Source organism: Modestobacter sp. VKM Ac-2984 (assembly GCF_026967985.1).
Taxonomy (GTDB): domain Bacteria; phylum Actinomycetota; class Actinomycetes; order Mycobacteriales; family Geodermatophilaceae; genus Modestobacter.
In genome coordinates, this window is record NZ_JAPVBJ010000010.1 from 111,273 (window position 1) to 137,211 (window position 25,939).

At 73.1% G+C, this 25,939-nt stretch carries 22 protein-coding genes; 7 read left to right on the plus strand and 15 right to left on the minus strand.

From position 1 onward, the window contains the following. Window positions 1-99 precede the first annotated feature (99 nt). The 4 genes from O2W16_RS18955 to O2W16_RS18970 all read right to left on the minus strand — a co-directional run bounded on the left by O2W16_RS18955 (window position 100) and on the right by O2W16_RS18970 (window position 4,857). Entirely contained in the window at window positions 100-1,995 is a 1,896-nt protein-coding gene (locus O2W16_RS18955; RefSeq protein ID WP_269160382.1) for an ABC transporter ATP-binding protein, read from the minus strand. Window positions 1,996-2,068: 73 nt separating this feature from the next. Further along, complete coding sequence (locus O2W16_RS18960; RefSeq protein WP_269160383.1) at window positions 2,069-2,842, minus strand: enoyl-CoA hydratase/isomerase family protein; 774 nt, start codon at window positions 2,840-2,842, stop codon at window positions 2,069-2,071. Further along, entirely contained in the window at window positions 2,839-3,069 is a 231-nt protein-coding gene (locus O2W16_RS18965) for a helix-turn-helix domain-containing protein (RefSeq protein WP_036338653.1), read from the minus strand. Before O2W16_RS18965 ends, O2W16_RS18960 begins: the two co-directional genes overlap by 4 nt. A 186-nt stretch (window positions 3,070-3,255) precedes the next feature. Further along, a complete protein-coding gene (locus O2W16_RS18970; RefSeq protein ID WP_269160384.1) occupies window positions 3,256-4,857 on the minus strand; it encodes an ABC-F family ATP-binding cassette domain-containing protein in 1,602 nt (533 codons plus the stop codon). Between the two features lie 153 nt (window positions 4,858-5,010). On the opposite strand from O2W16_RS18970, the gene O2W16_RS18975 reads away from it, so the two are divergent. Beyond that, window positions 5,011-6,936, plus strand: a complete 1,926-nt coding sequence (locus O2W16_RS18975; protein WP_269160385.1) for an SCO7613 C-terminal domain-containing membrane protein — start codon at window positions 5,011-5,013, stop codon at window positions 6,934-6,936. A gap of 82 nt (window positions 6,937-7,018) precedes the next feature. Further along, window positions 7,019-7,477, plus strand: coding sequence for a hypothetical protein (locus tag O2W16_RS18980; protein WP_269160386.1), 459 nt, complete (start codon window positions 7,019-7,021; stop codon window positions 7,475-7,477). Window positions 7,478-7,484: 7 nt separating this feature from the next. Here the strand turns inward: O2W16_RS18980 and O2W16_RS18985 are convergent, their stop codons facing one another. From O2W16_RS18985 to O2W16_RS19030, 10 genes are all read right to left on the minus strand, one after another. Next, the gene (locus tag O2W16_RS18985) at window positions 7,485-8,057 is read right to left on the minus strand and encodes a hypothetical protein (RefSeq protein WP_269160387.1); all 573 of its coding nucleotides are present in this window, start codon (window positions 8,055-8,057) and stop codon (window positions 7,485-7,487) included. A 75-nt stretch (window positions 8,058-8,132) separates the two neighbouring features. Next, entirely contained in the window at window positions 8,133-8,540 is a 408-nt protein-coding gene (locus O2W16_RS18990) for a metal-sulfur cluster assembly factor (protein ID WP_269160388.1), read from the minus strand. Further along, window positions 8,537-9,004 carry a Fe-S cluster assembly sulfur transfer protein SufU gene (gene sufU, locus O2W16_RS18995; RefSeq protein WP_269160389.1) on the minus strand — a complete coding sequence of 156 codons (468 nt, stop codon included), beginning with the start codon at window positions 9,002-9,004 and terminating at the stop codon, window positions 8,537-8,539. The genes O2W16_RS18990 and sufU overlap by 4 nt, the downstream gene beginning before the upstream one ends. After that, window positions 9,004-10,341 carry a cysteine desulfurase gene (locus O2W16_RS19000; RefSeq protein ID WP_269160390.1) on the minus strand — a complete coding sequence of 446 codons (1,338 nt, stop codon included), beginning with the start codon at window positions 10,339-10,341 and terminating at the stop codon, window positions 9,004-9,006. The genes sufU and O2W16_RS19000 overlap by 1 nt, the downstream gene beginning before the upstream one ends. Then, window positions 10,338-11,171 carry a Fe-S cluster assembly ATPase SufC gene (gene sufC, locus O2W16_RS19005; RefSeq protein ID WP_269160391.1) on the minus strand — a complete coding sequence of 278 codons (834 nt, stop codon included), beginning with the start codon at window positions 11,169-11,171 and terminating at the stop codon, window positions 10,338-10,340. The genes O2W16_RS19000 and sufC overlap by 4 nt, the downstream gene beginning before the upstream one ends. 32 nt (window positions 11,172-11,203) lie before the next feature. Next, entirely contained in the window at window positions 11,204-11,545 is a 342-nt protein-coding gene (locus tag O2W16_RS19010) for a Rieske (2Fe-2S) protein (RefSeq protein WP_269160392.1), read from the minus strand. After that, on the minus strand, window positions 11,542-12,858 hold the full coding sequence (gene sufD / locus O2W16_RS19015) for a Fe-S cluster assembly protein SufD (protein ID WP_269160393.1): 1,317 nt from the start codon (window positions 12,856-12,858) through the stop codon (window positions 11,542-11,544). The genes O2W16_RS19010 and sufD overlap by 4 nt, the downstream gene beginning before the upstream one ends. Further along, window positions 12,858-14,297 (minus strand): Fe-S cluster assembly protein SufB, encoded by a 1,440-nt coding sequence (sufB, locus tag O2W16_RS19020; protein ID WP_269160394.1) that lies wholly within the window; start codon window positions 14,295-14,297, stop codon window positions 12,858-12,860. The genes sufD and sufB overlap by 1 nt, the downstream gene beginning before the upstream one ends. Continuing rightward, window positions 14,294-15,145 carry a helix-turn-helix transcriptional regulator gene (locus O2W16_RS19025; protein ID WP_269160395.1) on the minus strand — a complete coding sequence of 284 codons (852 nt, stop codon included), beginning with the start codon at window positions 15,143-15,145 and terminating at the stop codon, window positions 14,294-14,296. Before O2W16_RS19025 ends, sufB begins: the two co-directional genes overlap by 4 nt. Window positions 15,146-15,218: 73 nt before the next feature. Then, entirely contained in the window at window positions 15,219-17,768 is a 2,550-nt protein-coding gene (locus tag O2W16_RS19030; RefSeq protein WP_269160396.1) for an ATP-dependent Clp protease ATP-binding subunit, read from the minus strand. Between the two features lie 170 nt (window positions 17,769-17,938). Here O2W16_RS19030 and O2W16_RS19035 point away from each other — a divergent pair, with 170 nt between their 5' ends. Both O2W16_RS19035 and O2W16_RS19040 read left to right on the plus strand, forming a co-directional pair. After that, complete coding sequence (locus O2W16_RS19035) at window positions 17,939-18,865, plus strand: COX15/CtaA family protein (protein WP_269160397.1); 927 nt, start codon at window positions 17,939-17,941, stop codon at window positions 18,863-18,865. A 101-nt stretch (window positions 18,866-18,966) separates the two neighbouring features. Beyond that, entirely contained in the window at window positions 18,967-19,488 is a 522-nt protein-coding gene (locus O2W16_RS19040) for a VanZ family protein (protein WP_269160398.1), read from the plus strand. 30 nt (window positions 19,489-19,518) lie between these two features. Here the strand turns inward: O2W16_RS19040 and O2W16_RS19045 are convergent, their stop codons facing one another. After that, window positions 19,519-20,400: a heme o synthase gene (locus O2W16_RS19045; protein WP_269160399.1), complete on the minus strand. Its 882-nt coding sequence runs from the start codon at window positions 20,398-20,400 to the stop codon at window positions 19,519-19,521. A 364-nt stretch (window positions 20,401-20,764) separates the two neighbouring features. Here O2W16_RS19045 and tkt point away from each other — a divergent pair, with 364 nt between their 5' ends. The 3 genes from tkt to zwf all read left to right on the plus strand — a co-directional run bounded on the left by tkt (window position 20,765) and on the right by zwf (window position 25,905). Continuing rightward, window positions 20,765-22,996, plus strand: coding sequence for a transketolase (gene tkt, locus O2W16_RS19050; RefSeq protein ID WP_269160400.1), 2,232 nt, complete (start codon window positions 20,765-20,767; stop codon window positions 22,994-22,996). Between the two features lie 132 nt (window positions 22,997-23,128). Further along, the gene (gene tal / locus O2W16_RS19055; RefSeq protein ID WP_269160401.1) at window positions 23,129-24,235 is read left to right on the plus strand and encodes a transaldolase; all 1,107 of its coding nucleotides are present in this window, start codon (window positions 23,129-23,131) and stop codon (window positions 24,233-24,235) included. A 146-nt stretch (window positions 24,236-24,381) separates the two neighbouring features. Then, a complete protein-coding gene (gene zwf / locus O2W16_RS19060; RefSeq protein ID WP_269160402.1) occupies window positions 24,382-25,905 on the plus strand; it encodes a glucose-6-phosphate dehydrogenase in 1,524 nt (507 codons plus the stop codon). Window positions 25,906-25,939 lie beyond the last annotated feature (34 nt).

Genomic DNA, 25,939 nt, shown 5'->3' on the forward strand with positions numbered 1-25,939 from the left:
CGTCGGGGGGAACGTGCCACGGGCGGGACGAGTGCGCAGTCCCCGCCGGCCGTCACCGGCACGGCCACCACAGTGCGTACGCCGCCCCGGACGCACCGCTCATCCGACCTGGACGGCCCGGTCCTCCCCGGCCGGGGCGAACTGGGTGCGGTAGAGGTCTGCGTAGTGGCCGCCGGCGGCCAGCAGCTCTTCGTGCGTCCCGCGCTCGACGATCCGGCCGTCGTCGACCACCAGGATCTGGTCGGCGCCGCGGATGGTGGACAGCCGGTGCGCGATCACCAGGGAGGTGCGCCCGGCCAGCGCCGCGTCGAGCGCGTGCTGCACGGCCACCTCGGACTCGCTGTCCAGGTGGGCGGTCGCCTCGTCGAGGATCACGATGCCCGGCGCCTTCAGCAGCACCCGCGCGATCGCCAGCCGCTGCTTCTCCCCGCCGGACATCCGGTGGCCGCGGTCGCCGACCACGGTGTCCAGCCCGTCGGGCAGGGAGTGCACCAGGGCGGCGATCCGGGCGCCGGTGAGCGCCGACCACAGCTCGTCCTCGGTGGCGTCGGGCTTCGCGTACCGGAGGTTGGCCCGGATGGTGTCGTGGAACAGGTGGGCGTCCTGGCTGACCACGCCGATCGCGTCGCGCAGCGAGGCGGTGGTGGCCTGCCGGACGTCGACCCCGCCGACCCGCACGGCGCCCTCGGTGACGTCGTAGAGGCGGGACACCAGCGCGGCCATCGTCGACTTCCCCGCGCCGGAGGTGCCGACCAGGGCGACCAGCTGACCCGGTTCGGCCCGGAAGGAGATGTCGTGCAGCACCTCGGCCGGCAGCCCGTGCTCGGGGACGGCGACGTCCTCCAGCGACGCCAGCGACACCTCCGCCGCCGACGGGTAGCGGAAGGAGACCGACTCGAACTCCAGGGACCGGTCGTCGGCCGGGACCGGCACCGCGTCGGGGGCCTCGGCGATCATCGGGGCCAGGTCCAGCACCTCGAACACCCGGTCGAAGCTGACCAGCGCGCTCATCACGTCGACCCGGACGTTGGCCAGCGCCGTCAGCGGCCCGTAGAGCCGCGCGAGCAGCAGCGCCAGGGCGACGACGTCACCGGCGGACAGCTGCCCGGTGAACGCCAGCCAGCCACCCAGCCCGTAGACCAGGGCGGTGGCCAGCGCGGCGACCAGGGTGAGGGCGGTGAAGAAGGTGCGGCCGTACATCGCCGACAGCACGCCGATGTCGCGCACCCGGGACGCCCGGCCGCGGAAGGAGTCCGCCTCGACCTCGGGCCGGCCGAACAGCTTGACCAGCAGCGCCCCGGCGACGTTGAACCGCTCGGTCATCGTCGCGTTCATCGAGGCGTTGAGCCCGTAGGACTCCCGGGTGATCGTCTGCAGCTTCTTGCCGATCCGCTGGGCCGGCACCACGAACAGCGGCACCATCACGATCGACAGCAGGGTGATCCGCCAGGAGAGGCTCAACATGACCCCGGCGGTCAGCACCAGGGCGATCACGTTGGAGACGACCCCGGACAGCGTGGAGGTGAAGGCCCGCTGCGCGCCGATGACGTCGTTGTTCAGCCGGCTGACCAGCGCGCCGGTCTGGGTGCGGGTGAAGAAGGCCACCGGCATCCGCTGCACGTGCTCGAACACCCGGGTGCGCAGGTCGTAGATGACGCCCTCGCCGATCCGGGCGGAGTACCACCGCTGGACCAGCGAGCTCCCGGCGTCGAGCACGGCGAGCCCGGCGATGAACAGCGCGATCCGGACGATGTCGCCGGCCGTGCCGGTCAGGTTGGCGATCCGGTTGACGATGTCGCCGGCCAGCAGCGGGGTGACCACCCCGATCACCGCGGAGAAGACGACCAGCGCCAGGAAGCCGATGAGCTCGCGCCGATAGGGACCGGCGATGCTCAGGATCCGGCGCACCGTGCCCTTGGGGACGCCGCGGGACGTGACCGACCTGTCGGTGCTGAACGACCGCATCGCCGCCATGGACGTCATCGGTGAGCTCACGACACGCCCCCTGCTGCTGGATCTGGCTGACCACCGGGCCGAACAGCGGCGGCGGTCGTCCTGTTCCGCCCGGTCAGTCCCGTCCGGCCAGCGTGCGCAGCCGGCGCACCTGGGCGGCCCGCTCGGCGGCGTCCTGCTCCTCGGGGCCGTTGCGGACGGCGGAGCGGACCAGCGCCAGCGTCTCGCGGGCAGCGCCCACGTCCGGCCCGAGCAGGGCGGCGGTCAGGTCGGCGACCGCTGCGTCGAGCTCCGCGGTCGGGACGGCGACGTTGGCCAGCCCGGTGGTCACGGCCTCCGCGGCACCGACCGCCCGGCCGGTCAGGCAGATCTCCAGGGCGCGGCTGTAGCCGACCAGCTCGACCAGCGTGCTGGTGCCGGTGAGGTCGGGCACCAGCCCCAGGCCCGCCTCGGGCAGCCGCAGCTGGGCGTCCTCGGTGAACACCCGCAGGTCGCAGGCGAGCGCCAGCTGGGCGCCGGCGCCGATGGCGTGCCCCCGCACCGCCGCGACCGAGACGACACCGGGCGAGCGCAGCCAGCGGAACGCCGCCTGGTAGCCCCGGATCCGCTCCTGGGCCGCCTCGGTGGGCAGGGAGCCCAGCTCGGCCAGCCCGCCGGGCACGCCGGGGTCGGCGCTGAAGAGCGTGCGGTCCAGGCCGGCGGAGAACGCCCGGCCCGCCCCGCGGACGACGACCACGCGCACGTCGTCGTCCAGGGACTCCCCGACGGCGCGCAGCGCCGCCCACGTGGCCGGGGTCTGCGCGTTGAGCTGGTCGGCCCGGTCGAGGGTCACGGTGAGGACGGCGCCCTCGCGCGCCGTCCTCACCCAGCCGTCGGGCTCACCGCTCACGCAGACTTCTTGGCGTTCCGGTTCGCCCCGCCCCGGCCCCGGAGCGTGGCGCCCGACTCCGACAGCAGACGGTGCACGAAGCCGTAGGAGCGGTTGGTGGACGTCGCCAGCGAGCGGATGCTCTCGCCGCTGTCGTACCGCTCCCGGAGCTCGCCGGCCAGCGACGTCCGGTCGTCCCCGGTGATCCTCTTGCCCTTGCTCAGGTCCGCAGTGCTCGAGTCGGCCATGACTCCCCTCCGTGTCAGGGGTGCTGCCGGCTCGCGCCGACACCTCCCGCTGATCCCCCGGCGCCGATGTCCCGGTGACCTCGGCGTCCCACTGGCCATGATCACCCAGGCGGGGAGGGTCGGCCACCGCAACAAGACCGCGCACCGCCGAACCGGAGGTCAGCGCGGAGCGACCCGGTACAGCCGTTACGCGAGCGAGACCAGCTCGGCGAAGTCGGGGCTCCAGGTGTCCTCGGTGCCGTCGGGCAGGACGATCACCTTGTCCGGGTCGAGCGCGGTGACCGCGCCCTCGTCGTGGGTGACCAGCACGATCGCGCCCTGGTAGGTGCGCAGCGCATCGAGCACCTGCTCGCGGCTGGCCGGGTCGAGGTTGTTGGTCGGCTCGTCGAGCAGCAGCACGTTGGCGCCGGAGATGACCAGCGTGGCCATCGCCAGCCGGGTGCGCTCACCGCCGGAGAGGGTGCCGGTGCGCTGGTCGACCGTCTCGCCGGAGAAGAGGAACGCGCCCAGGATCCGGCGCAGCTCGGTGTCGGTGGAGCCCGGTGCCGAGGACCGCATGTTCTCCAGCAGCGTGCGGTCCATGTCCAGCGTCTCGTGCTCCTGGGCGTAGTAGCCCACCCGCAGCCCGTGGCCCGGCTTCACCTCGCCGGTGTCCGGGCTCTCGGTGCCGGCCAGCATCCGCAGCAGCGTCGTCTTCCCCGCGCCGTTGAAGCCGAGGACGACCACCCGGGCGCCCTTGTCGATGGCCAGGTCGACGCCGGTGAAGATCTCCAGCGAGCCGTAGCTCTTGGACAGGCCCTCCGCGGTGAGCGGGGTGCGGCCGCACGGCGCCGGGGTCGGGAAGCGCAGCTTGGCGACCTTGTCCTGCACGCGCACGTCGGCCAGCCCGGCCGCCAGCCGCTGGGCGCGCTTGTCCATGCTCTGCGCGGCCTTGGCCTTCGTCGCCTTGGCCCGCATCTTGTCCGCCTGGGCGCTCAGCGCGTCGATCTTCTTCTCGGCGTTGGCCCGCTCGGAGCGGCGGCGGCGCTCGTCGGTCTCCCGGGCGTTCAGGTACCGCTTCCAGCCGAGGTTGTAGATGTCGACGGTGGCCCGGTTGGCGTCCAGGTGCCAGACCTTGTTGACCACGGCCTCCAGCAGCTCGACGTCGTGGCTGATCACGATGAGGCCGGCACGGTGACTGGAGAGGAAGCCCCGGAGCCAGACGATCGAGTCGGCGTCGAGGTGGTTGGTCGGCTCGTCGAGCAGCAGCGTGTCGGCGTCGGAGAAGAGGATCCGGGCCAGCTCGACGCGGCGGCGCTGACCACCGGAGAGAGTGCGCAGCGGCTGCTGGAGCACCCGGTCCGGAAGGCCCAGGTTGGTGCAGATCCGAGCGGCGTCGCTCTCCGCGGCGTACCCACCGAGCGCGGCGAACTGGTCCTCCAGCCGCCCGTACTGCCGGACGGCGCGGTCCATCTCGGCGTCGTCGGCCGGCTCGGCCATCGCGACCTGCGCCTTGGTCAGCTTCGCCTTCAGCACGTCGAGCCCCCGGCCGGACAGCACCCGGTCGCTGGCGGTGATGTCGAGGTCGCCGCTGCGCGGGTCCTGCGGGAGGTAGCCGAGCTCGCCGGTCACCTCGACCTTGCCGGCGTGCGGCACGCGCTCCCCGGCGAGGGTGGTGAGAGTCGTCGTCTTGCCAGCACCGTTGCGCCCGACCAGCCCGATGCGGTCACCGGGCTGGACCCGCAGATCGGCGTCGCTGATGAGGATCCGGGCGCCGGCACGCAGCTCGAGGCCGGTCGTCGTGATCACTGATCCCATGGTAGGCGCTCGCCCGCCATCAGCCGACCCCTTTCCCGGGTGACCTCCACGTCACCTGCCTCCTCGCCCCGCAGGTCGTCGACGCCGCCCGTAGCGTGACCGGCGGCAGCCGCACGCAGCCCGTCACCGGGGAGGAGGCCCACCGTGCCCACGCCGGAGGTCGAGTACCCGCCCCCGCTGGAGCAGCGCGTCCCGCCGCCCTCCGGGCCGGCGGACCCCGACGACGGACAGCCCGACCCGGGTCCCACCGACCCCGATGACACGGGCCGGGACGACACCGGCCAGGACGACGCCGGCCTGGCCGACGCCGAGCCCAGCGACATCGAGCCCCAGCAGGTGCTGCTCGGCGCCGGCGTGGTGGCGGTGGTCGCCGCCGGTGCCGCCTCGCTCACCGACGCCGGCTCGGTCCCCGGGCTGCTCGTGGTCACCCTGCTCACCGTCGCCGCGACCCTGGGATCGCTGCGGGCAGGGCACCGCGGGCTGGGCAGCAGCGAGGAGGCGTTCGCCTCCGCCGCGGTGGTGCTCGCCGCCGTGGCCGCATGGTCGGCCGGGGACGGCCCCGGGGGCCCGACCGCGATCCTGCTGTCCCTGCTCGCCGCGGTGTTCGCCGTCCTCGGGCTGATCGCCCGGACGGCGGTGACCTGGCCGATCGCCGCCTGGGGAGCGGTGCAGGCCGCGGTGCTGAGCGGGCTGACCGGCTCCGGGCTGTCGCTGGCTCCGCACGCCACCGCCGTGCTGGCCACCGCCGTCGCCGGGCTCCTGATCACGCTGGCGGTCCGCCGGGCCGTCGCCGTGGTCACCCTGGTCAGCGCCGCCGCCTGGTGGGTGACCGGGGTGGTGGAGGGCGCCGCCCAGGTGTGGACCACGGAGTCGGTCGTCGCCGCCCTGGCGCCCTCGACGCTGATGCTGCTGGCGGCCGGCGCGCTGCTCGCGCTGGGCGGCCGAGCGGACCTGCGGCCCCTGCTCGGTCCCCCGGCGGCGGTGCCGGTGCTCGCCGGGATGGCGACCGGGGCCGCCCTCGCCGGGCTGCTGCAGGCGGCGGGACTGGCCGGGGTGCTGGCCAGTGGGTACCTGGGCGTGGCGCTCGCGACGGCGGTCGGTGCGGTGGCCTCCTCGGGACGGTCCGGCCTGCTCCGCCCGTCGGGCCTCGCCGCCGCCGCGGTGCTCACCGGGCTGGCCGTCGTCCAGCTGCTCGGATCGGGGCACTGGTCGGCGCTGGCCGGCCTCGTCGCGGTCGCCGCCGTCCCCGCGGTGGTGGTCGCCGCCCGGCGGCCCGGTGAGCGCCACTGGGCGCTGCCGGTCGTGGTGGGCTGCCTGGCCGCTGCCGTGCTGCTGACCGCGGCCGACGGCAGCCTCGGGTCCGCGCGGGCCGGCCAGCTGCTCGTGCTGCTGAGCCTGCTCACCCTCGCGGGCGCGACCGCGCTGCGCGGGCAGCGCCCAGAGCTGCCGTTGACCTGGGCGGCCGCGGTGGTCGCCGCCCTCGGGCTGGGGCACCTGGCCCGCACCGGGCACCTGACCGGCCTGGCCGTCGGGCTGGCCGTGGTCGGCGCGGGCTTCATCGCCTCCGGCACGGTCACCGACCGGGCGCGGGTCCGGGCCGGTGGGTGCACCGTGCTCGTCCTGGCGGCCTGGCTGGCTGCGGGCGCCGCCGGCATCGGCGTGCCGGAGGCGTACACGCTGCCGGCCGCGACGGTGCTGTGGCTGTACTCAGGACGACGGCTGGCCACCGGCTCGTCCTGGCGGACCTGGGGCCCGGGCCTGCTGGTGGCCTTCGTCCCGTCGGTCTGGCTGGCGGCCGTCGAGCCGGACCTGCTGCGACTGGTGCTGGTCGTCCTCGCCGCCACCCTCACCGCAACCGCGGGCAGCCACTGGCAGGTGCAGGCCCCGCTCGTGGTGGGCGCCGCGTCACTGACCGCGGTGGCCCTCGGGCGGCTGGTCGTCCACCTGCCGCTGACCGGCCTGCTCGCCGTCGGGGCAGCCGGCGCCGTCATGCTCGCCGCGGGGGCGGCCTACGAGGAGCGGCGGACGCGAGCCCGCGCAGCCCTCGCCCGCGTCGCCGACCTGCGCTGACACCGGTCGTTACAGCGACTGCAGCCCCTGTCACGCGGCGCCCGCCACGCATCCAGCCCGGCTGGTGGGCCACCCTGGGCCGATGCACCTGACCCGGTCGCGGCGACAGACCTGCGCCGGCGCCCTGGCCGTGTCCCTGGCGATCGGCGCCGGGGCCTGCGGAGAGCCGTCCTCGCCGTTCCTCGGCCCCTGGGAGGACGTCGACGGAACGCTCGGCCAGGAGGTGCTGACCGTGTACCGCGGGGAGGAGCACTGCGACCTGGAGGCGGCACTGTTCCTGCACCTCGCCGGGCCACCGGGCACGGGTGAGTGGCGCCAGTTCGTCCGGGACCCCGAGGGGGTCGTCTCCCCCACCCTCTCCGCTGCCTTCGACGGGGACGCGAGGCTGCCCGCCGACGCCGCCCCGACCGGGTACCGGACCGAGTCCGGGGTCCAGCTGTGGCTGCCGTCCGGAGACGCGCCGCGGCAGGTCTTCCTCGTGACCGCGCCCGACGACGTCGAGGCGTGGCCGCTGGCGAGCCCGTCCGTGGGCTGCGACTGACCCGCGGTCAGGGGCCGAAGAGGACCTCGGCGCCGACCGGCCGCCAGCCCGCAGCGAGGAAGGACCGCAGCGAGGCGGTGTTGGCCGGAGCGACCTGCGCCCACAGCGGTTCGCCGTCGGGCACCAACGCCGGGGCCACAGCAGCCAGGGCCGTGCCCAGGCCTCGCCCGCGGGCGGCCGGGTGGACCTTCACGCTGACCTCCCACCGGCCGGCGACCCCCTGGCCGAGGACCAGCAGGGCGGTGCGGTCGGGCGTCGTCCACACGCGCACCCCGGTGCGGTGCCGCAGGGCGCGCCGCACCCGGGGGTGCTCCCCCGGCTCGACCTCGCCCAGCAGGATGCCGATGCGCTCCGGTGCCGGTGGGGCGGTCAGCAGGGCATCCAGCACGCCGGGTTCCGCACCCACCCGATCGGCCAGCGAGGACAGGAAGCGGGCGCCCAGCGGGGCCTCGACCGGTTCGTGCGCGACCTGAGCGGCCACCCAGGCAGGGGCGACGTCCGCGGCCACGACGTGCCAGCCGGTCCCCCCGACGACGAGTGCCGGCGCCCGCCGTCCGTCGAGGAGGGCAGGCGCCGGCACGGTCGTGACGCATGCATCAGCCGGCGGGGTCTCCCCCGCGGCCAGCTGGTCCAGCAGCGTGCGCAGCTGCAGGACTCAGACCCGGAAGCCGAGTGCGCGCAGCTGCTCGCGGCCGTCGTCGGTGATCTTGTCCGGGCCCCACGGCGGCATCCAGACCCAGTTGATCCGGATGTCGCCGACCAGGCCGGGGCCAGGGCCGCCGGTGAGGGCCTGGCGGGCCTGGTCCTCGATCACGTCGGTGAGCGGGCAGGCCGCCGAGGTCAGCGTCATGTCGATGATCGCGACGTTCGCCTCGGTGTCGACGTCCATCCCGTAGACGAGCCCGAGGTCGACGACGTTGACCCCCAGCTCGGGGTCGACGACGTCGCGCATGGCCTCTTCGAGGTCCTCGATCAGCGCGGACTTGCCGCCGTAGAGGCCGGCGTCCGGCGCCACGGTGGCGGTCGTGGTGTCGGTGGTGGTGTCAGGGGTGTTCTCGGTCATGCGTCGGCTCCTCCAGTGGGGGACGAGAGCGCGCGGGCGCTCGCGTCCTTCAGCGCCATCCAGCTCATCAGTGCGCACTTGACCCGCGCCGGGTACTTCGAGACGCCGGCGAACGCGACGGCGTCCTCCAGGTCGTCCTCGAGCTCCTCGGCCACGGTTGCGTTGCCCTTGCTCTGCATCAGCGTCATGAACTGCTCGCCGGTGTGCATCGCCTCGGTCACGCTCTTGCCGATCACCAGGTCGTACATCGCCGAGACCGAGGCCTGGCTGATCGAGCAGCCCATGCCCTCGTAGGAGACGTCGGCGATGGTCTCGCCGTCCAGGTGCACCCGCAGGGTGACCTCGTCACCGCACGTCGGGTTGACGTGGTGCACCTCGGCCTGGAACGGGTCGCGCAGGCCGCGCCCGTGGGGGTTCCGGTAGTGGTCCAGGATGATGTCCTGGTACATCGACTGCAGCTGCATCAGGTGGTCGCTCCCTCGTCGTCAGAGGGTGCAACACCGAAGAAGCGCTGGGCTTCCCGGACGCCCTCGACAAGCGCGTCGACGTCGTCGTACCCGGTGTGCACGTAGAACGTCGCCCGGGTGGTGGCCGGCACGCCGTAGCGGCGCACGACCGGCCAGGCGCAGTGGTGCCCGACCCGGACGGCGATGCCGAGGTCGTCGAGGACCTGGCCGACGTCGTGCGGGTGGACGCCCTCGACGGTGAAGCTGATCGCTCCCCCACGGGCCACGGTGTCCGGCGGGCCGATCACGGTGACGCCGGGGATCGCCTGCAGCTGCGCCAGCGCGTACTCGGTGAGCGCCTCCTCGTGGGCCTGCACCTTCTCCATCCCGAGCCGCTGCAGGTACTCCACGGCGGCAGCGAGCCCGATGACCTGCGCGGTCATCGGCACACCGGCCTCGAAGCGCTGCGGCGGGGGCATGAAGGTGCTGCGCTCCATCCGGACGACCTCGATCATCGAGCCGCCGGTGAGGAAGGGCGGCAGCGCGTCGAGCACGTCGTACCGACCCCACAGCACGCCGACCCCGGTGGGGCCGAGCATCTTGTGCCCGGAGAACACCAGGAAGTCCGCGCCGAGCTCGGTGACGTCGACCTGCTGGTGGGGCACCGACTGCGCGCCGTCGACCAGCACCAGGGCGCCGACCTCCCGAGCCCGGGCGATGATGCCGCCCAGCGGGTTGATCGTGCCCAGGATGTTCGACTGCTGGGTCACCGCGACGAGCTTGGTCCGCTCGTTCACCACGGTGCCCAGGTCGGACAGGTCGAGCCGGCCGTCGTCGGTGAGCCCGAGCCAGCGCAGGGTGGCACCCGTGCGCTCGCACAGCTGCTGCCAGGGCAGCAGGTTGGCGTGGTGCTCCATCTCGGTGACGACGATCTCGTCGCCCTGGCCGACGGCGTACCGGCGGAACTCCGGCTCCTTCGCCGTCGCCGCGTTGGACAGCGCGTAGGCGACCAGGTTGATCGCCTCGGTGCTGTTCCGGGTGAAGACGACCTCGTTCTCCGGCGCCCCGATGAAGGCCCCGATGGTGGTGCGCGCCGCCTCGTAGGCCGCGGTGGCCTCCTCGGCGAGCTGGTGCGCGCCCCGGTGCGGAGCGGCGTTCACGTTTTCGTAGAACCACCGCTCGGCGTCCAGCACGCTGGTCGGCTTCTGCGAGGTGGCGCCGGAGTCGAGGTAGACCAGCCGCTTCCCGTCCCGGACGGTGCGGGACAGGATCGGGAAGTCCGCCCGGATCGCCTCGACGTCCAGCGGGAGCGGCACCTGGTGCGCCCCGGCGGGACGCGAGACGGTCCGGGTCATGCCGACGCAGCCTCGCTGGCGGCCTGCTCGTTCGAGTCCTTGACGTAGGCGGCGTAGCCCTCGTCCTCGAGCTTCTGCGCGAGCTCCGGGCCACCCTCGTCGACGACCCGGCCGGCGACGAAGACGTGCACGAAGTCGGGCTTGATGTACTTGAGGATCCGCGTGTAGTGCGTGATCAGCAGGACGCCGACGGGGCTGTCGGCCTTGGCCCGGTTCACGCCCTCGGAGACGACCCGCAGCGCGTCGACGTCCAGGCCGGAGTCGGTCTCGTCGAGGATCGCCATCTTCGGCTTGAGCAGCCGCATCTGCAGGATCTCGTGGCGCTTCTTCTCACCACCGGAGAAGCCCTCGTTGACGTTGCGCTCGGCGAACGCGCTGTCCATCTCGAGCGCGGTCATCTCGGTGCGCACGTCCTTGACCCAGGTGCGCAGCTTCGGCGCCTCACCGGTGATCGCGGTGGCCGCGGTGCGCAGGAAGTTCGACACCGAGACGCCGGGGACCTCGACCGGGTACTGCATGGCCAGGAACAGGCCGGCCCGGGCGCGCTCGTCGACGGTCATCGCGAGGACGTCCTCGCCGTCGAGGGTCACGGTGCCGCCGGTGATCGTGTACTTGGGGTGCCCGGCGATCGAGTAGGCCAGGGTCGACTTGCCCGACCCGTTGGGGCCCATGATCGCGTGGGTCTCGCCCCCGCGGACGGTCAGGTCGACGCCGCGGAGGATCTCCTTGGCCTCGTCTCCGTCACCGACGGTGACGTGCAGGTTGCGGATCTCCAGCACGCTCCCGGCCGAGAGGCCGGTGGCGGTGGGGGTGGCGGTGGGGCTGGTCACGGGGTTCTCGCTCCTCAGTTGCTTTGGCCAGGTCAGGGCTGCAGGGCGAGGGGGGCGTCGACGTCCACCAGGACGTCGTCACCCTCCACCCGGACCGGGTAGACGGGGACCGGCTCGGTGGCCGGGAGGTTCGTGGGCTGGCCGGTGCGCAGGTCGAAGCACGAGCCGTGCAGGGCGCACTCGATGGTGGGCGCCCCGTCGACGTCGTCGACGTCGCCGTCGGTCAGCGGGACGTCGGCGTGCGAGCAGACGTCCTGGATCGCGTAGATCTCACCGTCGAGCTGGACGACGGCGACGTCGATGTCGGCGAGCTCGACCCGCAGGGACCCGTCCTCGGGCACCTCGGACAGCGCGCAGACGCGCTCGTACGTCACGCGTCGACCTCGACCGGCTGCTCCTCGAGGTCCGGCAGCGCGCCGAGGCGGGCCTCGATGGTGGACATCAGCCGGTCCTGGAGCTCGGGGACGCCGATGTGCTGCACGACGTCGGCGAAGAAGCCGCGCACCACGAGGCGACGGGCCGTCTCGGCGTCGATCCCCCGGGAGCACAGGTAGAACAGCTGCTCGTCGTCGAACCGGCCGGTGGCGCTGGCGTGGCCGGCGCCGACGATCTCGCCGGTCTCGATCTCCAGGTTCGGCACCGAGTCGGCGCGGGCGCCGTCGGTGAGCACCAGGTTGCGGTTGAGCTCGTAGGTGTCGGTGCCGGTGGCGGCCGGACGGATCCGCACGTCACCGACCCAGACCGTGTGCGCCTTCTCGCCCTGCAGCGCGCCCTTGTAGACGACGTTGCTGCGGCAGTTCGGCGTGCCGTGGTCGACCCACAGCCGGTGCTCCTGGTGCTGGGTCTCGTCGGCGAAGTACACGCCGTAGAGGTCCACCGAGCCACCGGGACCGGCGTACTGCACGTTGCTGACCAGCCGGACCAGGTCGCCACCGAGGGTGACCACGACCTGCTTGAGGCTGGCGTCCCGGCCGACGACGGCGTCGAGCTGGCCGCCGTGCACCGTGCCCGGGGCCCAGTCCTGCACCGAGACGACGGTCAGCTGCGCACCGTCACCGAGCAGGAAGGCGACCCCACCGGAGTAGCGGGCCGAGCCGGAGTGGTCGAGGACGACGGTCGCCTGGGCGAACGCGCCGACCTCGACGACCAGCTGGCCCCAGACGACGTCCTCGCTGCCGGTGCCGGCCAGGCCCAGGGTGACCGGGCGGTCGAGCACGGCCTCCTTGGCGATCCGGAGCACGGCCGCGCCACCGCTGCGCTGACGGGTCAGCGCAGCGAGCCGGTCGACCGGCTCGGGCAGGCCCTTGAGCAGCGGGTCGCCGGCCTCGACCGAGGTCAGCTCGGCACCCTCGGGCAGATCGCTCTGCCACGTCAGGGAGGCGTCGGACGGAGCGCCGTCCAGCAGCGCGCGGACGCGGCGCATCGGGGTGAAGCGCCACTCCTCCTCGCGGCCGGTCGGGGCGCCGAACGCCTCCGGGTCGGTGGAGGTGAACCGCTCGGCCGGCGAGCCGGTCGGGGCCGGCCCGCCGTGCGAGTGCGACCCGGGGGGCGTGTCGCCGGCGGTGCCGGTGCCGGCCGCCGGGGTGGTCGGCGGGCCGGCCTGGGCACCCACGCCGGGAGCGAAGAGCTCCCCGGCGAGGGTGGCCGAGTCGGTGGTCAGGGTGGTCTGGTCGTCAGTTGCCGACATCAGCCGACGGCACCTTCCATCTGGAGCTCGATCAGGCGGTTGAGCTCGAGGGCGTACTCCATGGGCAGCTCCCGGGCGATGGGCTCGACGAAGCCGCGCACGACCATCGCCATCGCCTCGTCCTCGGAGAGCCCTCGGCTCATCAGGTAGAACAGCTGGTCGTCGCTGACCCGCGAGACGGTCGCCTCGTGGCCCATCGACACGTCGTCCTCGCGGACGTCGACGTAGGGGTAGGTGTCCGAACGGCTGATCGTGTCGACCAGCAGCGCGTCGCACTTCACCGTCGAGCGGGAGCCGTAGGCGCCCTCGTCGACCTGGACCAGGCCGCGGTAGGAGGTACGGCCACCACCGCGGGCCACCGACTTCGACACGATCGTCGAGGAGGTGTGCGGGGCGGCGTGCACCATCTTGGCGCCGGCGTCCTGGTGCTGGCCCTCGCCGGCGAAGGCGATGGACATGACCTCGCCCTTGGCGTGCTCACCGGTCATCCACACGGCCGGGTACTTCATCGTCACCTTGGAGCCGATGTTGCCGTCGACCCACTCCATGGTCGCGCCCTCGTGGGCCACGGCCCGCTTGGTGACCAGGTTGTAGACGTTGTTCGACCAGTTCTGGATGGTCGTGTACCGGCAGCGCGCGTTCTTCTTCACGATGATCTCGACGACCGCGGAGTGCAGCGAGTCGGTCTTGTAGATCGGCGCGGTGCAGCCCTCGACGTAGTGCACGTAGGCGCCCTCGTCGATGATCATGAGGGTGCGCTCGAACTGGCCCATGTTCTCGGTGTTGATCCGGAAGTAGGCCTGCAGCGGGATCTCCACGTGGACGCCCTTGGGCACGTAGATGAACGAGCCGCCCGACCACACCGCGGTGTTCAGCGCGGAGAACTTGTTGTCCCCGGCCGGGATGACCGACCCGAAGTACTCACGGAACAGCTCGGGCTGCTCGCGCAGCGCGGTGTCGGTGTCCAGGAACAGGACGCCCTGCTCCTCGAGGTCCTCACGGATCTTGTGGTAGACGACCTCGGACTCGTACTGGGCCGCGACACCGGAGACCAGCCGCTGCTTCTCCGCCTCCGGGATGCCCAGCTTGTCGTAGGTGTTCTTGATGTCGTCGGGCAGGTCCTCCCACGAGGTGGCCTGCGCCTCGGTCGACCGCACGAAGTACTTGATGTTCTGGAAGTCGATGCCGGAGAGGTCCGAGCCCCAGTCGGGCATGGGCTTCTTGCCGAAGATCTTCAGCGCCTTCAGCCGGCGCTCGAGCATCCACTCGGGCTCGTTCTTGCGGCGCGAGATGTCGCGGACGACGTCCTCGTTGATGCCACGGGTGGCCGAGGCACCGGCGGCGTCGGTGTCGGACCAGCCGTACTTGTAACGGCCGAGCGCGTCGATCGTCTCGTCCTGCGTCATCGGCGCGCTGGGCACCGGCTGCGTGGTGGTCATGCGGGGGTCCTCTCCCGGTCGATCGAGGGGGTGGTGCGAGTGCTGGCGCCGGCGTTCGGGTCCATGTGCTCCGATGCCGTGGCGCGACCAGCAGGTACAGGGCGTGCAGGGGTGGCTTTGTTCCCGGCGCGGTGCCCAGCCCGGAGGGCGAGCTGCGCGGGGATGTGGGTGGTGCAGATCCCGTCGCCGTGGGCGATCGTGGCCAGCCGCTGGACGTGCGTGCCGACCAGCCGGCTGATCACCGCGGTCTCAGCCTCGCACAGCTGCGGGAACTCGGCTGCGACGTGGGCGACCGGACAGTGGTGCTGGCACAGCTGCCCGCCGCTGGAGATCGCCGAGGCGGTCGCGGCGTAGCCCTCGGCGGTGAGCGCGACGGCGAGCACCTGCGCCCGGTCGACGTCCGCGGACCCGGCCTCCGCCTGCGCGAGCGCGGACTCCACCGCGGTGGAGCACCGCTGCGCCAGCCCGGAGAGCTGCTGCTCGGCGACGGCGCGGACGGCGTCGGGCCCGCCGTGCTCGGCGACGAAGCGCAGCGCGGTGAGCGCCAGGTCGTCGTAGGCGTGCGGGAAGGACTCGCGGCCGGCGTCGGTGAGGGCGAACCGGCGGGCCGGGCGTCCCCTCCCCCGCTGGCCACCGGGCGCCTCGCGCTCGGTGACCCGCGCTGCCGCGACCAGGCCGTCGAGGTGCCGGCGCACCGCGGCCGGGGAGATCCCCAGCCGGGCGGCGAGCTCGGCGGCGGTCTGCGGGCCGTGCTCGAGGAGGAGGCTGCTCACCCGGTCACGGGTGCGCCCGTCCTCGGCCGGCGGGCCGGCGAGGGGGACGGCGGCTCGGGCCGCAGCGGATTCCACAACACGATTGTGTGCTTAATCGGGGAGCCCGCAAGGAAGGCGGTCCTAACCTGCGGGCTCCCCGAGAGGCGCGTCACACCGCGGCGGGGGTCTCCACCTCGACGACCGTGTTGGCCTCGGCGACCTGGAGGTCCAGCTCACCGTCGGTGACGGTGACGGTCACCCGCTGCCCGGCGCCCAGCTGGCCGCCCAGCACCAGCCGGGAGAGCCGGTTGTCGACCTCGCGCTGGATCGCCCGGCGCAGCGGCCGCGCCCCGAACTGCGGCTCGTGCCCGCGCTCGGCCAGCCAGGCCACCGCCTCCGGGGTGAACTCGATCGCGACGTCCTGGGCGGACAGCCGCCGCCGGGTCTCGTCCAGCAGCAGGTCGGTGATCCGCGCCAGCTGCTCGGCCTCCAGCTGCCGGAACACCACGATCTCGTCGATCCGGTTGAGGAACTCCGGCCGGAAGGCCTCCCGCAGCCGCCGCATCACCTGGTCGCGCAGGTCGTCACCGGCGTTGCCGTTGGCGGTGAAGCCCAACGGGCCCCGGCCGGCGTTGACGATCGCCTCCGAGCCGAGGTTGCTGGTCATGATCACCACGGTGTTGGTGAAGTCGACCGTGCGGCCCTGCGAGTCGGTCAGCCGGCCGTCGTCCAGCAGCTGCAACAGCGTGTTGAACACGTCCGGGTGGGCCTTCTCCACCTCGTCGAGCAGCACGACCGAGTAGGGACGGCGACGCACCGCCTCGGTCAGCTGACCGGCGTCCTCGTACCCCACGTAACCGGGGGGCGAGCCGACCAGCCGGCTGACCGTGTGCCGCTCCTGGAACTCGCTCATGTCCAGCCGGACCATCCGGTCGGAGTCGCCGAAGAGCGCCTCGGCCAGCGCCCGGGCCAGCTCGGTCTTGCCCACCCCGGTCGGGCCGAGGAACAGGAAGCTGCCGATCGGCCGGTCCGGGTCGCCCAGCCCGGCCCGGGAGCGGCGGATCGCCTCGGCGACGACGTCGACGGCCTCGTCCTGGCCGACGACCCGCTCGTGCAGGACGTCCTCCAGCCGCAGCAGCCGGTCGCGTTCCTCCTCGGTCAGCTGGGCCACCGGCACGCCGGTCGCCCGGGAGACGACCTCGGCGATCTCGGCCACGCCGACCTCGGGGATGCCAGCACCCCCGCCGGAGCGGGCCCGGTCCAGCTCGGCCTGCGCCGCCCGGCACTCGTCGCGCAGCGCCGAGGCGCGCTCGTACTGCTCCGCGGCGACCGCCTGGTCCTTCTCCCGGTGCAGCCGCTGCACCTCCTGCTCCAGCGCCCGCAGGTCGGTGGTGGGCCGCCTGACCCGCAGCCGGGTGCGGGCACCGGCCTGGTCGATCAGGTCGATCGCCTTGTCCGGCAGGTGGCGGTCGGTGATGTAGCGCTCGGACAGCTCGGCCGCCGCGACCAGGGCCTCGTCGGTGAACCGGACCTGGTGGTGCGCCTCGTAGCGGTCCCGCAGCCCGCGCAGGATCTCGATGGTGTCCGGCGTGCTCGGCTCGGGCACCAGCACGGGCTGGAAGCGCCGCTCCAGCGCGGGGTCCTTCTCGACGTTGCGCCGGTACTCGTCCAGCGTCGTCGCCCCCACGATGTGCAGCTCACCGCGGGCCAGCGCCGGCTTGAGGATGTTGCCCGCACCGGCCGAGCCCTCCGACCCACCGGCCGCGACCACGGTGTGCAGCTCGTCGATGAAGACGATCACCTCGTCGCTGTGCTCGCGGATCTCGTCCATCACCTTCTTGAGCCGCTCTTCGAAGTCACCGCGGTACCGGGTGCCGGCGACCAGACCGGTGAGGTCCAGCTCGACCACCCGGCGCCCGCGCAGGGACTCGGGGACGTCGCCCTCGGCGATCTGCGCGGCGATGCCCTCCACGATCGCGGTCTTGCCGACGCCGGCCTCACCGATCAGCACCGGGTTGTTCTTGGTGCGCCGGGAGAGGACCTCGATCGTCTGCTCGATCTCCTGCGCCCGGCCGATGACCGGGTCGATCTTCCCGTCCCGGGCCAGCTGGGTGAGGTCGCGGCCGAACTCGTCGAGGGTCGGGGTGGACGACGGCGGCTGCTCGCCGCCGCCCCCGCTCCCGCGCACGGCGCTGGGGCCACCGGCGGCGGCCTGCTGCAACGCCTCCGGGGTGGCCCGGACCGCACCGAGCACCCGGCCGGCACCGGACTCCGGGTTCACCGACAGCGCGAAGAGCAGGTGCTCGGGGCCGATGTAGGTGGACCCGCTGGCCCGGGACACCTGGTGGGCGTCGAGGAGGGCCCGCTTCGCGGCCGGGGTCAGCGCCACCGGCCGACCGGTGGGCTCACCCTGGCGCAGCTGTCCGGCCAGCTGCTCGCGCAGCTGCTCCGGGTCGGCCCCGGTGCGGGCGAGCAGGGTGCGGGTCGGCTCGTGACCGGCCAGCGCCCAGAGCAGGTGCTCGGTGTCCAGGTCGGCGCTGCCCCACTCGCTGGCCTGGTGGGCCGCGGTGGCCACCACCTCGCGGGAGTGCTCGCTGAGCAGCTGGGTGATGTCGACCCGCTGCATGCCCCGCCGGGCGCCGGGACCGCCGAGGAAGGCGGAGAAGAAGTCGTCGAACGGGCTGCCCCCGTAGGGGCCGCCGGGGAAACCGCTGGTCATCGAAGATGGCCGCCTCTCGTGTCGGATGTGGCGGTGCACACCTACCCGCGGCGGTCACTGCCCACCGGTCGCCGGCTTCTCGGCGAGGGGCTGCCCGCGTGCGGGGTGGGGCGCCGGGCGGCTGGTCGAGCCGGGCGGCGAGGGGCACCGAGGTAAGTAGCATCGGTGGCGTGTCAGTTCTTCCCTCGCGGGTGCGCAACTCGACGGTCTCCCGGCTGGCGCTGGCCAGCGTGGTCGCCAACGGTCTGATCGTCCTCACCGGCGGGTTCGTCCGGCTGACCGGCTCGGGGCTGGGCTGCCCCACCTGGCCCCGCTGCACCGAGGACAGCTTCACCACGACGCCCGAGCTCGCCGCCCACGGCGTCATCGAGTTCGGCAACCGGCTGCTGACGTTCGTCCTGGTGGCGATCGCCGCCGCCACCCTGGTCGCGGTCTTCCGCTCCGCCCGCCGCGACCTGCGGACGCTCGCCGTGGTGGCCTTCCTGGGCATCCCCGCGCAGGGCCTGGTGGGCGGGGTCACGGTGCTCACCGGGCTCAATCCCTACACGGTCGCCGCGCACTTCCTGGTCTCGACCGCGCTCGTGGCGCTGACCACCGTGATGTGGCTGCGGTCCCGAGAGCCAGGGGTGGGCCAGCTCGTCGTGCGCCGGCCGCTCGCGCTGCTGGTGTACGGCATCGCCGCCACCACGGCGGTGGTCCTGGTGCTCGGCACGGTGGTCACCGGCAGCGGTCCGCACAGCGGCGACCCCGAGGCCGGCCGCACCGGCTTCGACCCGGCGCTGATGAGCCAGCTGCACGCCGACGCCGTCTTCCTGCTGCTCGGGCTGACGATCGCCCTGCTGGTGGCGCTGTACGCCACCGACTCCCCCGGCCGGGCCCGCCGGGCCGCCCGCGACCTGCTGATCGTCGAACTGGCCCAGGGGGTGGTCGGCTACGTGCAGTACTTCACCCAGCTGCCCATCCTGCTGGTGCTGCTGCACATGGCCGGCGCGGTGCTGACCACCGCCTACGCCGCCCGGCTGGTGTGGTCGGTGCGTGGGCCGGCCTCCGAGCTGCCCGTCACCTCGACCCCGCTCACCACCACCGCCGCCCGCTGAGGACGCCGGTCCGGACACACCCGGCCGGGCAGCCACCCCCGCTGGTGAGCCCGTGCCAGGGTGACCGGCGTGCCGCCTGACGCCCCGCTCCGGACGCCCCGGTGATCACCGACGTGCTGCTCGACCATGCGGCGCTCGTGCCGGTCGCGCTGCTGGGGGTCGCGCTGGGGTGCGTGCTCCTCGGCTCCGCACTGCTGCGCAGCCGACGCGCCGGTCCCCAGGTGCTCGGCACGCTGCTCGGGCTGTCCCTGCTGCCGGTGGTGGCGCTGACGCTGGTCCCCACCGGCGTCTCGCGGGTCGACGACGCCCGCTGCACGGTGCAGTTCTCCCTGCCGACCCTCGGCAGCGTGGAACCGTTGGCGAACCTCGCACTGTTCCTCCCGCCGGCCTTCCTCGGCACGCTGCTCAGCCGCCGTGCGCTGCGCGTGGTCGCCGTCGCGGCGGCCGCGTCCGCGCTGATCGAGGCGCTCCAGGCCGTCGTGCCGGTCCTCGGGCGGGCCTGCGACACCACCGACTGGACGACGAACACCGCAGGCGCCGTCATCGGCGTCCTGCTCGCCGTCGGGACCCGCGCCCTGACCGGCCGTCGCCGCGACGAGCGCGAACCGGCCTCGCGCGGCTGAGCCGCCGGGCCGAGCTCCCGCCCCGCGCTGCTAGAGGAGGACGTCGGCCACCAGGGCGATCGACAGCAGCGTCATGTAGGTGATCGACACCGAGAACAGCCGCATCGGACGGTCGGGGACGCCGGCCTTGATCCGCCGCAGCCAGGCGTGCGACTCCGCGACGTACCAGGCACCGAGGCCCAGGGTGGCGATGCCGGTGACCCAACCCAGCTGGGGCGTCACGGGGACCATCAGCAGCGAGGTGCCCAACGTGCCCCACGCCCAGGCCACGGACTGGCGGCCGACGGTGACCGGCCCGGCCACCACCGAGAGCATCGGCACCCCGGCGCGGAAGTAGTCGAAGCGGAACCGACTGGCCAGCGCCCAGAAGTGCGGCATCTGCCAGCAGAAGACGATGCCGAAGAAGACGACGGCCGGCCAGTCCAGCGAACCGGTGACCGCGGCCCAGCCGATCAGCACCGGCGCGGCGCCCGGCAGCCCGCCGAACACGGTGTTGTGCCGGGTCCGGCGCTTGAGCACCATCGTGTAGAGCACCGAGTAGGCCAGCACCGCGGCCGCCGCCAGCACCGTGGCCAGCGGCGTGGTGAACAGCCCGAGCACGACCAGCGACACCCACGCCAGCAGGACGCCGAAGACCAGTGCGTTGCGCGGGGCGATGACCCCGCTGGGGATCGGTCGGCCGCGGGTCCGGGACATCAGCCGGTCGATGTCCCGGTCGTACCAGCAGTTGATCGTGTTGGCGGCGCCGGCGGCGAGCATGCCGCCGACCAGGGTGGCCACGACGAGACCGGTGCCCGGCCAGCCCCCGGCCGCGAGCATCATCGCCGGCAGCGTGGTGACCAGCAGCAGCTCGACCAGCTTCGGCTTGGTCAGCGACACGTAGGCGGCGACCGTGCCACCGGCCGAACGCATCGGCCGGACCCGGCCGACGGAACGGTCCGCGATCGCCGTCACCGGGAGCCCAGGGGCGCAGCGTCGCGCGGGCAGCAGGGCACCACGAGGTCCTTCTCCGCCGGGGATGGGGTTGCCGACTCACTGTAGCCCCGCCCTCCCTACAGGGAATGGCCGGACACCACTAGGGTTTGATCACGTTGACTCTGCGCGTGATGCGGGTAGGGCGGACGTCGAGGACGACGGCGCGCCCACGCTCACGACCTCCGACCGCGCCGACCGGGGCGGCCGTGGTGCGCATCGTCGTCCGTCCCGGGGTGAACTGCCCCCGTGCCCCCGGGCGGGTCCGACACCGACCGATCCCCGAGGGAGCTCCGAGCGCCACATGACCAGCGACAACGGAACCAAGAGCACCGCGGCCGAGGCCCCCGCCGAGGCCGCCACCGACTCCTCGACCGGCTCGCCCCCCCAGCCTGACCCGACCCTCCCCCAGGGCTTCGGCGACCTGGACCGCGCGGCCATCGACACCGCGCGCGTCCTGGCGATGGACGCGGTGCAGAAGGTCGGCAACGGCCACCCCGGCACCGCGATGAGCATGGCGCCGGTCGCCTACCTGCTCTTCCAGAAGTGGCTGAAGCACGACCCCAGCGACCCGAACTGGGCCGCCCGCGACCGCTTCGTGCTCTCCATGGGGCACTCCAGCCTCACCCTCTACGTGCAGCTCTACCTGGCCGGCTACGGCCTGGAGCTGTCCGACCTGCAGGCGCTGCGCACGTGGGGCTCCAAGACCCCGGGCCACCCCGAGGTCGGGCACACCGCCGGGGTCGAGACCACGACGGGCCCGCTGGGCCAGGGCGTCGGCAACGCGGTGGGCATGGCGATGGCCGCCCGCCGCGAGCGCGGCATGCTCGACCCGGACGCCCCCGAGGGAGAGAGCCTGTTCGACCACACCATCTGGGCCTTCGCCTCCGACGGTGACCTGGAGGAGGGCGTCAGCGGCGAGGCCTCCTCGCTCGCCGGCACCCAGGAGCTGGGCAACCTGGTCCTGGTCTACGACGACAACCGGATCTCGATCGAGGACGACACCACGATCGCCTTCACCGAGGACGTCGGCGCCCGTTACGCCGCCTACGGCTGGCACGTCCAGCACGTCGACGACGGCGAGGACCTGGCCTCCGTGGACGCCGCGTTCGCCGCCGCCAAGGCCGAGACCACCCGACCGTCGATCGTCGTGCTGCGCACGGTCATCGGCTGGCCCGCGCCGAACAAGCAGAACACCGGTGCCGTGCACGGATCGGCCCTCGGCGACGACGAGGTGAAGGCGACCAAGGAGATCCTCGGCTTCGACCCGGAGAAGACCTTCGACGTCACCCCCGAGGTCATCGAGCACACCCGCAAGGCCGTCACCCGCGGCCAGCAGGCACACGCCGAGTGGCAGAAGCGCTTCGACGCCTGGACCACCGCCAACCCCGAGGGCGCCGCGCTGCTGGAGCGGATGAGCACCCGCACCCTCCCCGAGGGCTGGGCCGCCGGACTGCCGTCCTGGGACGCCGACCCCAAGGGCGTCGCCACCCGCAAGGCCTCCGGTGAGGTCCTCGCCGCCCTCTACCCCGAGCTCCCCGAGCTGTGGGGCGGGTCGGCCGACCTCGCCGAGAGCAACAACACCGCGGTGAAGGGCGAGCCGTCGTTCCTGCCGGCCAGCCGCCAGACCAAGATGTGGTCCGGTGGTCCCTACGGCCGCACGCTGCACTTCGGTGTCCGCGAGCACGCCATGGGATCGATCATGAACGGCATCGCGCTGCACGGTGGCACCCGCGTCTACGGCGGCACCTTCCTCACGTTCTCCGACTACATGCGCGGTGCAGTGCGGCTCGCCGCCCTCATGCAGCTGCCGGTCACCTACGTGTGGACCCACGACTCGATCGGTCTCGGCGAGGACGGCCCGACCCACCAGCCGATCGAGCACTACGCCGCGCTGCGCGCCATCCCGGGGCTGGACTTCGTCCGCCCCGCCGACGCCAACGAGACCGCGGTGGCCTGGCGCACGATCCTCGAGCACAACGACCGGCCCGCGGGGCTGGCGCTGTCCCGGCAGAACCTGCCGGTGTTCGACCGCACCGAGTTCGCCTCGGCGGAGGGCACCGCCAAGGGCGGGTACGTGCTGGCCGAGGCGTCCAACGGCGCCCCCGAGGTGGTCCTCATGGGCACCGGCTCGGAGGTCCAGATCGCGGTGGCCGCCCGCGAGCAGCTCGAGGCCCAGGGCGTGCCGACCCGCGTCGTGTCCCTGCCCTGCTGGGAGTGGTTCGCCGAGCAGGACCAGGCCTACCGCGAGCAGGTGCTGCCCCCGTCGGTCAAGGCGCGGGTCAGCGTCGAGGCCGGGGTGCCGATGGGCTGGCGTGAGTTCGTCGGCGACGCCGGGCGGATCGTCGGGCTCAACCACTACGGGGCCAGCGCGTCCTTCTCGAAGCTGTACGAGGAGTTCGGGCTGACCGAGGACGCCGTCGTCGCGGCTGCCCGGGAGAGCATCCAGGCCGCGGCCTCCGGCGCCACCCCGCCCAGCGGTGCCGGCGTCTCCCGCGGCGGGGTCTTCGGCTCCGACGCCACCGCCGACCACTGAGGACGTGACCCCGTCCCGGGTCCCACCGCCGCACACTCGAGGCGGGACCCGGGCCGGGGCCACCAACCAGTCGACAACTCGCACACGGGTCCCCCACCGAGGGGCCTGACCACACCGACAGGAGGGCATGAGATGGCCCAGAACGAGAACCTGGCACAGCTGTCGAAGGCGGGGGTCGCCGTCTGGCTCGACGACCTCTCCCGGGACCGCATCCGCAGCGGCAACCTGCAGTCGCTGGTCGACGAGCAGAGCGTCGTCGGCGTCACCACCAACCCGAGCATCTTCGCCGCGGCGATCAGCGGCTCGGAGTCCTACGACGACCAGCTGCACGCGCTGGCCGTCCGCAAGGTCAGCGTCGAGGAGGCACTGCGCACCATCACCGCAGCCGACGTCCGCGACGCCTGCGACCTGCTCGCGCCGGTCGCCGCCCGGACCGGCCGCGACGGCCGCGTCTCCCTCGAGGTCGCGCCGGGCCTGGCGCACGACGAGGACGCCACCGCCGCCGAGGCCGCCCACCTGTGGTGGCTCGTCGACCGGCCGAACCTCTTCATCAAGATCCCGGCCACGCTGGCCAGCCTCCCGGCGATCACCACCTCGATCGCCCGGGGCATCAGCGTCAACGTGACGCTGATCTTCAGCCTCGACCGCTACAAGGCCGTCATGGACGCCTACCTGTCCGGCCTGGAGCAGCGGCTGGCCGAGGACCCGGAGGCCTCCTTCGAGGGCATCGAGTCGGTGGCCTCGTTCTTCGTGTCCCGGGTGGACAGCGAGATCGACAAGCGCCTGGACGCCAGCGGCGCGGATGCCTCGCTCAAGGGCAAGGCGGGCGTCGCGAACGCCCAGCTGGCCTACCAGGCGTACGAGGAGGTCTTCTCCTCCGACCGCTGGAAGGCGCTGGAGGCCAAGGGTGCGAGCAAGCAGCGCCCGCTGTGGGCCTCCACCGGGGTCAAGAACCCCGACTACTCCGACACCCTCTACCTGTCCGAGCTCATCGCCCCGGACACGGTGAACACCATGCCGGAGAAGACGATGCAGGCCTACGCCGACCACGGCCAGGCCGGCACCCCGGTGCAGTCGGCCTACGCGGACGCCGAGAAGGTCATGCAGGCGGTCGCCGACGCCGGTGTCGACCTCGACGACGTGTTCCGCGTCCTCGAGGACGAGGCCGTGCAGAAGTTCGTCGACGCCTGGGACGAGCTGACCGGCTCGGTGCAGGAGCAGCTGCAGGACAAGGCGTGACCGCCGGGGCCCGGGCGGCGGCACACCTGCCGCTCCCGGGCCCCGCGCTGCCCCGCCTGCGCACCACCCTCTGGACACCGTCCGTCGTCCGTTCCGGCGCCGCACCGGACGACGGGCACCCTGCGAGCTGATCGAGGACGGACACGATGCCCACCAACCCGTTGCGCGATCCACGGGACCGGCGGCTGCCCCGGGTCCCCGAGCCCTGTGCCCTGGTCGTCTTCGGGATCACCGGAGACCTCTCGCGCAAGAAGCTCCTCCCCGCCGTCTACGACCTGGCCAACCGCGGCCTGCTGCCGACCAACTTCGCGCTGCTGGGCTTCGCCCGCCGCGACTGGGGCGACGTGGAGTTCTCCGAGCTGGCGCGTTCCGCCGCCCGCGAGCACGCCCGCACACCGTGGCGTGAGGAGGTCTGGGAGCGGCTGGCCAACAGCGTCCGGTTCGTCCAGGGCTCCTTCGACGACGACAACGCCTTCGATGAGCTGGCCAGCAACCTGGCCGAGCTCGAGGGCAGTCACGGCATCGGCGGCAACGCGGCCTTCTACCTGTCGATCCCGCCGGCCATGTTCCCCACCGTCCTGAAGCAGATGCAGCGCACCGGGATGGCCGAGAGCAGCCCGGACCGCTGGCGCCGCGTCGTCGTGGAGAAGCCCTTCGGCACCGACCTGTCCTCCAGCCGCGAGCTGAACGAGCTGGTCGACTCGGTGTTCACCGCCGACGACGTCTTCCGGATCGACCACTACCTGGGCAAGGAGACGGTCCAGAACCTGCTGGCCCTCCGCTTCGCCAACACCATGTTCGAGCCGATCTGGAACGGCCACCACGTCGACTCCGTGCAGATCACGATGGCCGAGGACGTCGGCATCGGCGGGCGGGCCGGGTTCTACGAGAAGACCGGCGCCGCCCGTGACGTCCTGCAGAACCACCTGCTCCAGCTCCTGGCGCTGACCGCCATGGAGGAGCCGGTCGAGTTCTCCGCGGAGGAGATCCGCACCGAGAAGCTCAAGGTGCTCCGGGCGGTCTCCGTCCCCGCCGAGGAGGACATGGTCCAGTTCGCCGTCCGCGGCCAGTACCAGCAGGGCTGGCTGGCCGGTCAGCGGGCGAACGGCTACCGCCAGGAGGAGGGCGTCGCGAGCGACTCCAGCACGGAGACCTACGCCGCCGTCCGGCTGGGCGTGGAGACCCGGCGCTGGGCGGGCGTGCCGTTCTACCTGCGCACCGGCAAGCGGCTGCCCCGCCGGGTCACCGAGATCGCCCTGGTCTTCAAGCGCGCGCCGCACCTGCCCTTCGCCCCCACCGACACCGAGGAGCTGGGCCACAACCAGCTCGTCATCCGGGTGCAGCCCGACGAGGGCATGACGCTGAAGTTCGGCTCGAAGGTGCCCGGCAGCGTGATGGAGGTCCGCGACGTCGCGATGGACTTCCTCTACGGCGAGCAGTTCACCGAGGCGAGCCCGGAGGCCTACGAGCGGCTGCTGCTCGACGTGCTGCTCGGCGACGCCACGCTGTTCCCCCGCAACGCCGAGGTGGAGGCCTCCTGGGCGGTCATCGACCCGCTCGAGGCGTTCTGGGCCGACACGGAGCCGCACCCCTACCGGGCGGGCGAGTGGGGTCCGCGGGCCGCCGACGCCATGCTCGAGGCCGACGGCCGGCTGTGGCGCCGACCGTGACCCGCCTCCCCCGAACCGCCCGAGCGACTCCCCA

What these genes read in the sequence shown, in the direction of transcription:
- tkt (WP_269160400.1), top strand. Translation starts at nt 20,765, where the DNA reads ATGACCAGCGACAACGGAACCAAGAGCACCGCGGCCGAGGCCCCCGCC.
- sufU (WP_269160389.1), bottom strand. Translation starts at nt 9,004, where the DNA reads ATGCAGCTGCAGTCGATGTACCAGGACATCATCCTGGACCACTACCGG.
- tal (WP_269160401.1), top strand. Translation starts at nt 23,129, where the DNA reads ATGGCCCAGAACGAGAACCTGGCACAGCTGTCGAAGGCGGGGGTCGCC.
- O2W16_RS19045 (WP_269160399.1), bottom strand. Translation starts at nt 20,400, where the DNA reads ATGCGTTCGGCCGGTGGCACGGTCGCCGCCTACGTGTCGCTGACCAAG.
- O2W16_RS19030 (WP_269160396.1), bottom strand. Translation starts at nt 17,768, where the DNA reads ATGACCAGCGGTTTCCCCGGCGGCCCCTACGGGGGCAGCCCGTTCGAC.
- O2W16_RS19000 (WP_269160390.1), bottom strand. Translation starts at nt 10,341, where the DNA reads ATGACCCGGACCGTCTCGCGTCCCGCCGGGGCGCACCAGGTGCCGCTC.
- O2W16_RS18990 (WP_269160388.1), bottom strand. Translation starts at nt 8,540, where the DNA reads ATGACCGAGAACACCCCTGACACCACCACCGACACCACGACCGCCACC.
- O2W16_RS18980 (WP_269160386.1), top strand. Translation starts at nt 7,019, where the DNA reads ATGCACCTGACCCGGTCGCGGCGACAGACCTGCGCCGGCGCCCTGGCC.
- O2W16_RS18965 (WP_036338653.1), bottom strand. Translation starts at nt 3,069, where the DNA reads ATGGCCGACTCGAGCACTGCGGACCTGAGCAAGGGCAAGAGGATCACC.
- sufB (WP_269160394.1), bottom strand. Translation starts at nt 14,297, where the DNA reads ATGACCACCACGCAGCCGGTGCCCAGCGCGCCGATGACGCAGGACGAG.
- sufD (WP_269160393.1), bottom strand. Translation starts at nt 12,858, where the DNA reads ATGTCGGCAACTGACGACCAGACCACCCTGACCACCGACTCGGCCACC.
- zwf (WP_269160402.1), top strand. Translation starts at nt 24,382, where the DNA reads ATGCCCACCAACCCGTTGCGCGATCCACGGGACCGGCGGCTGCCCCGG.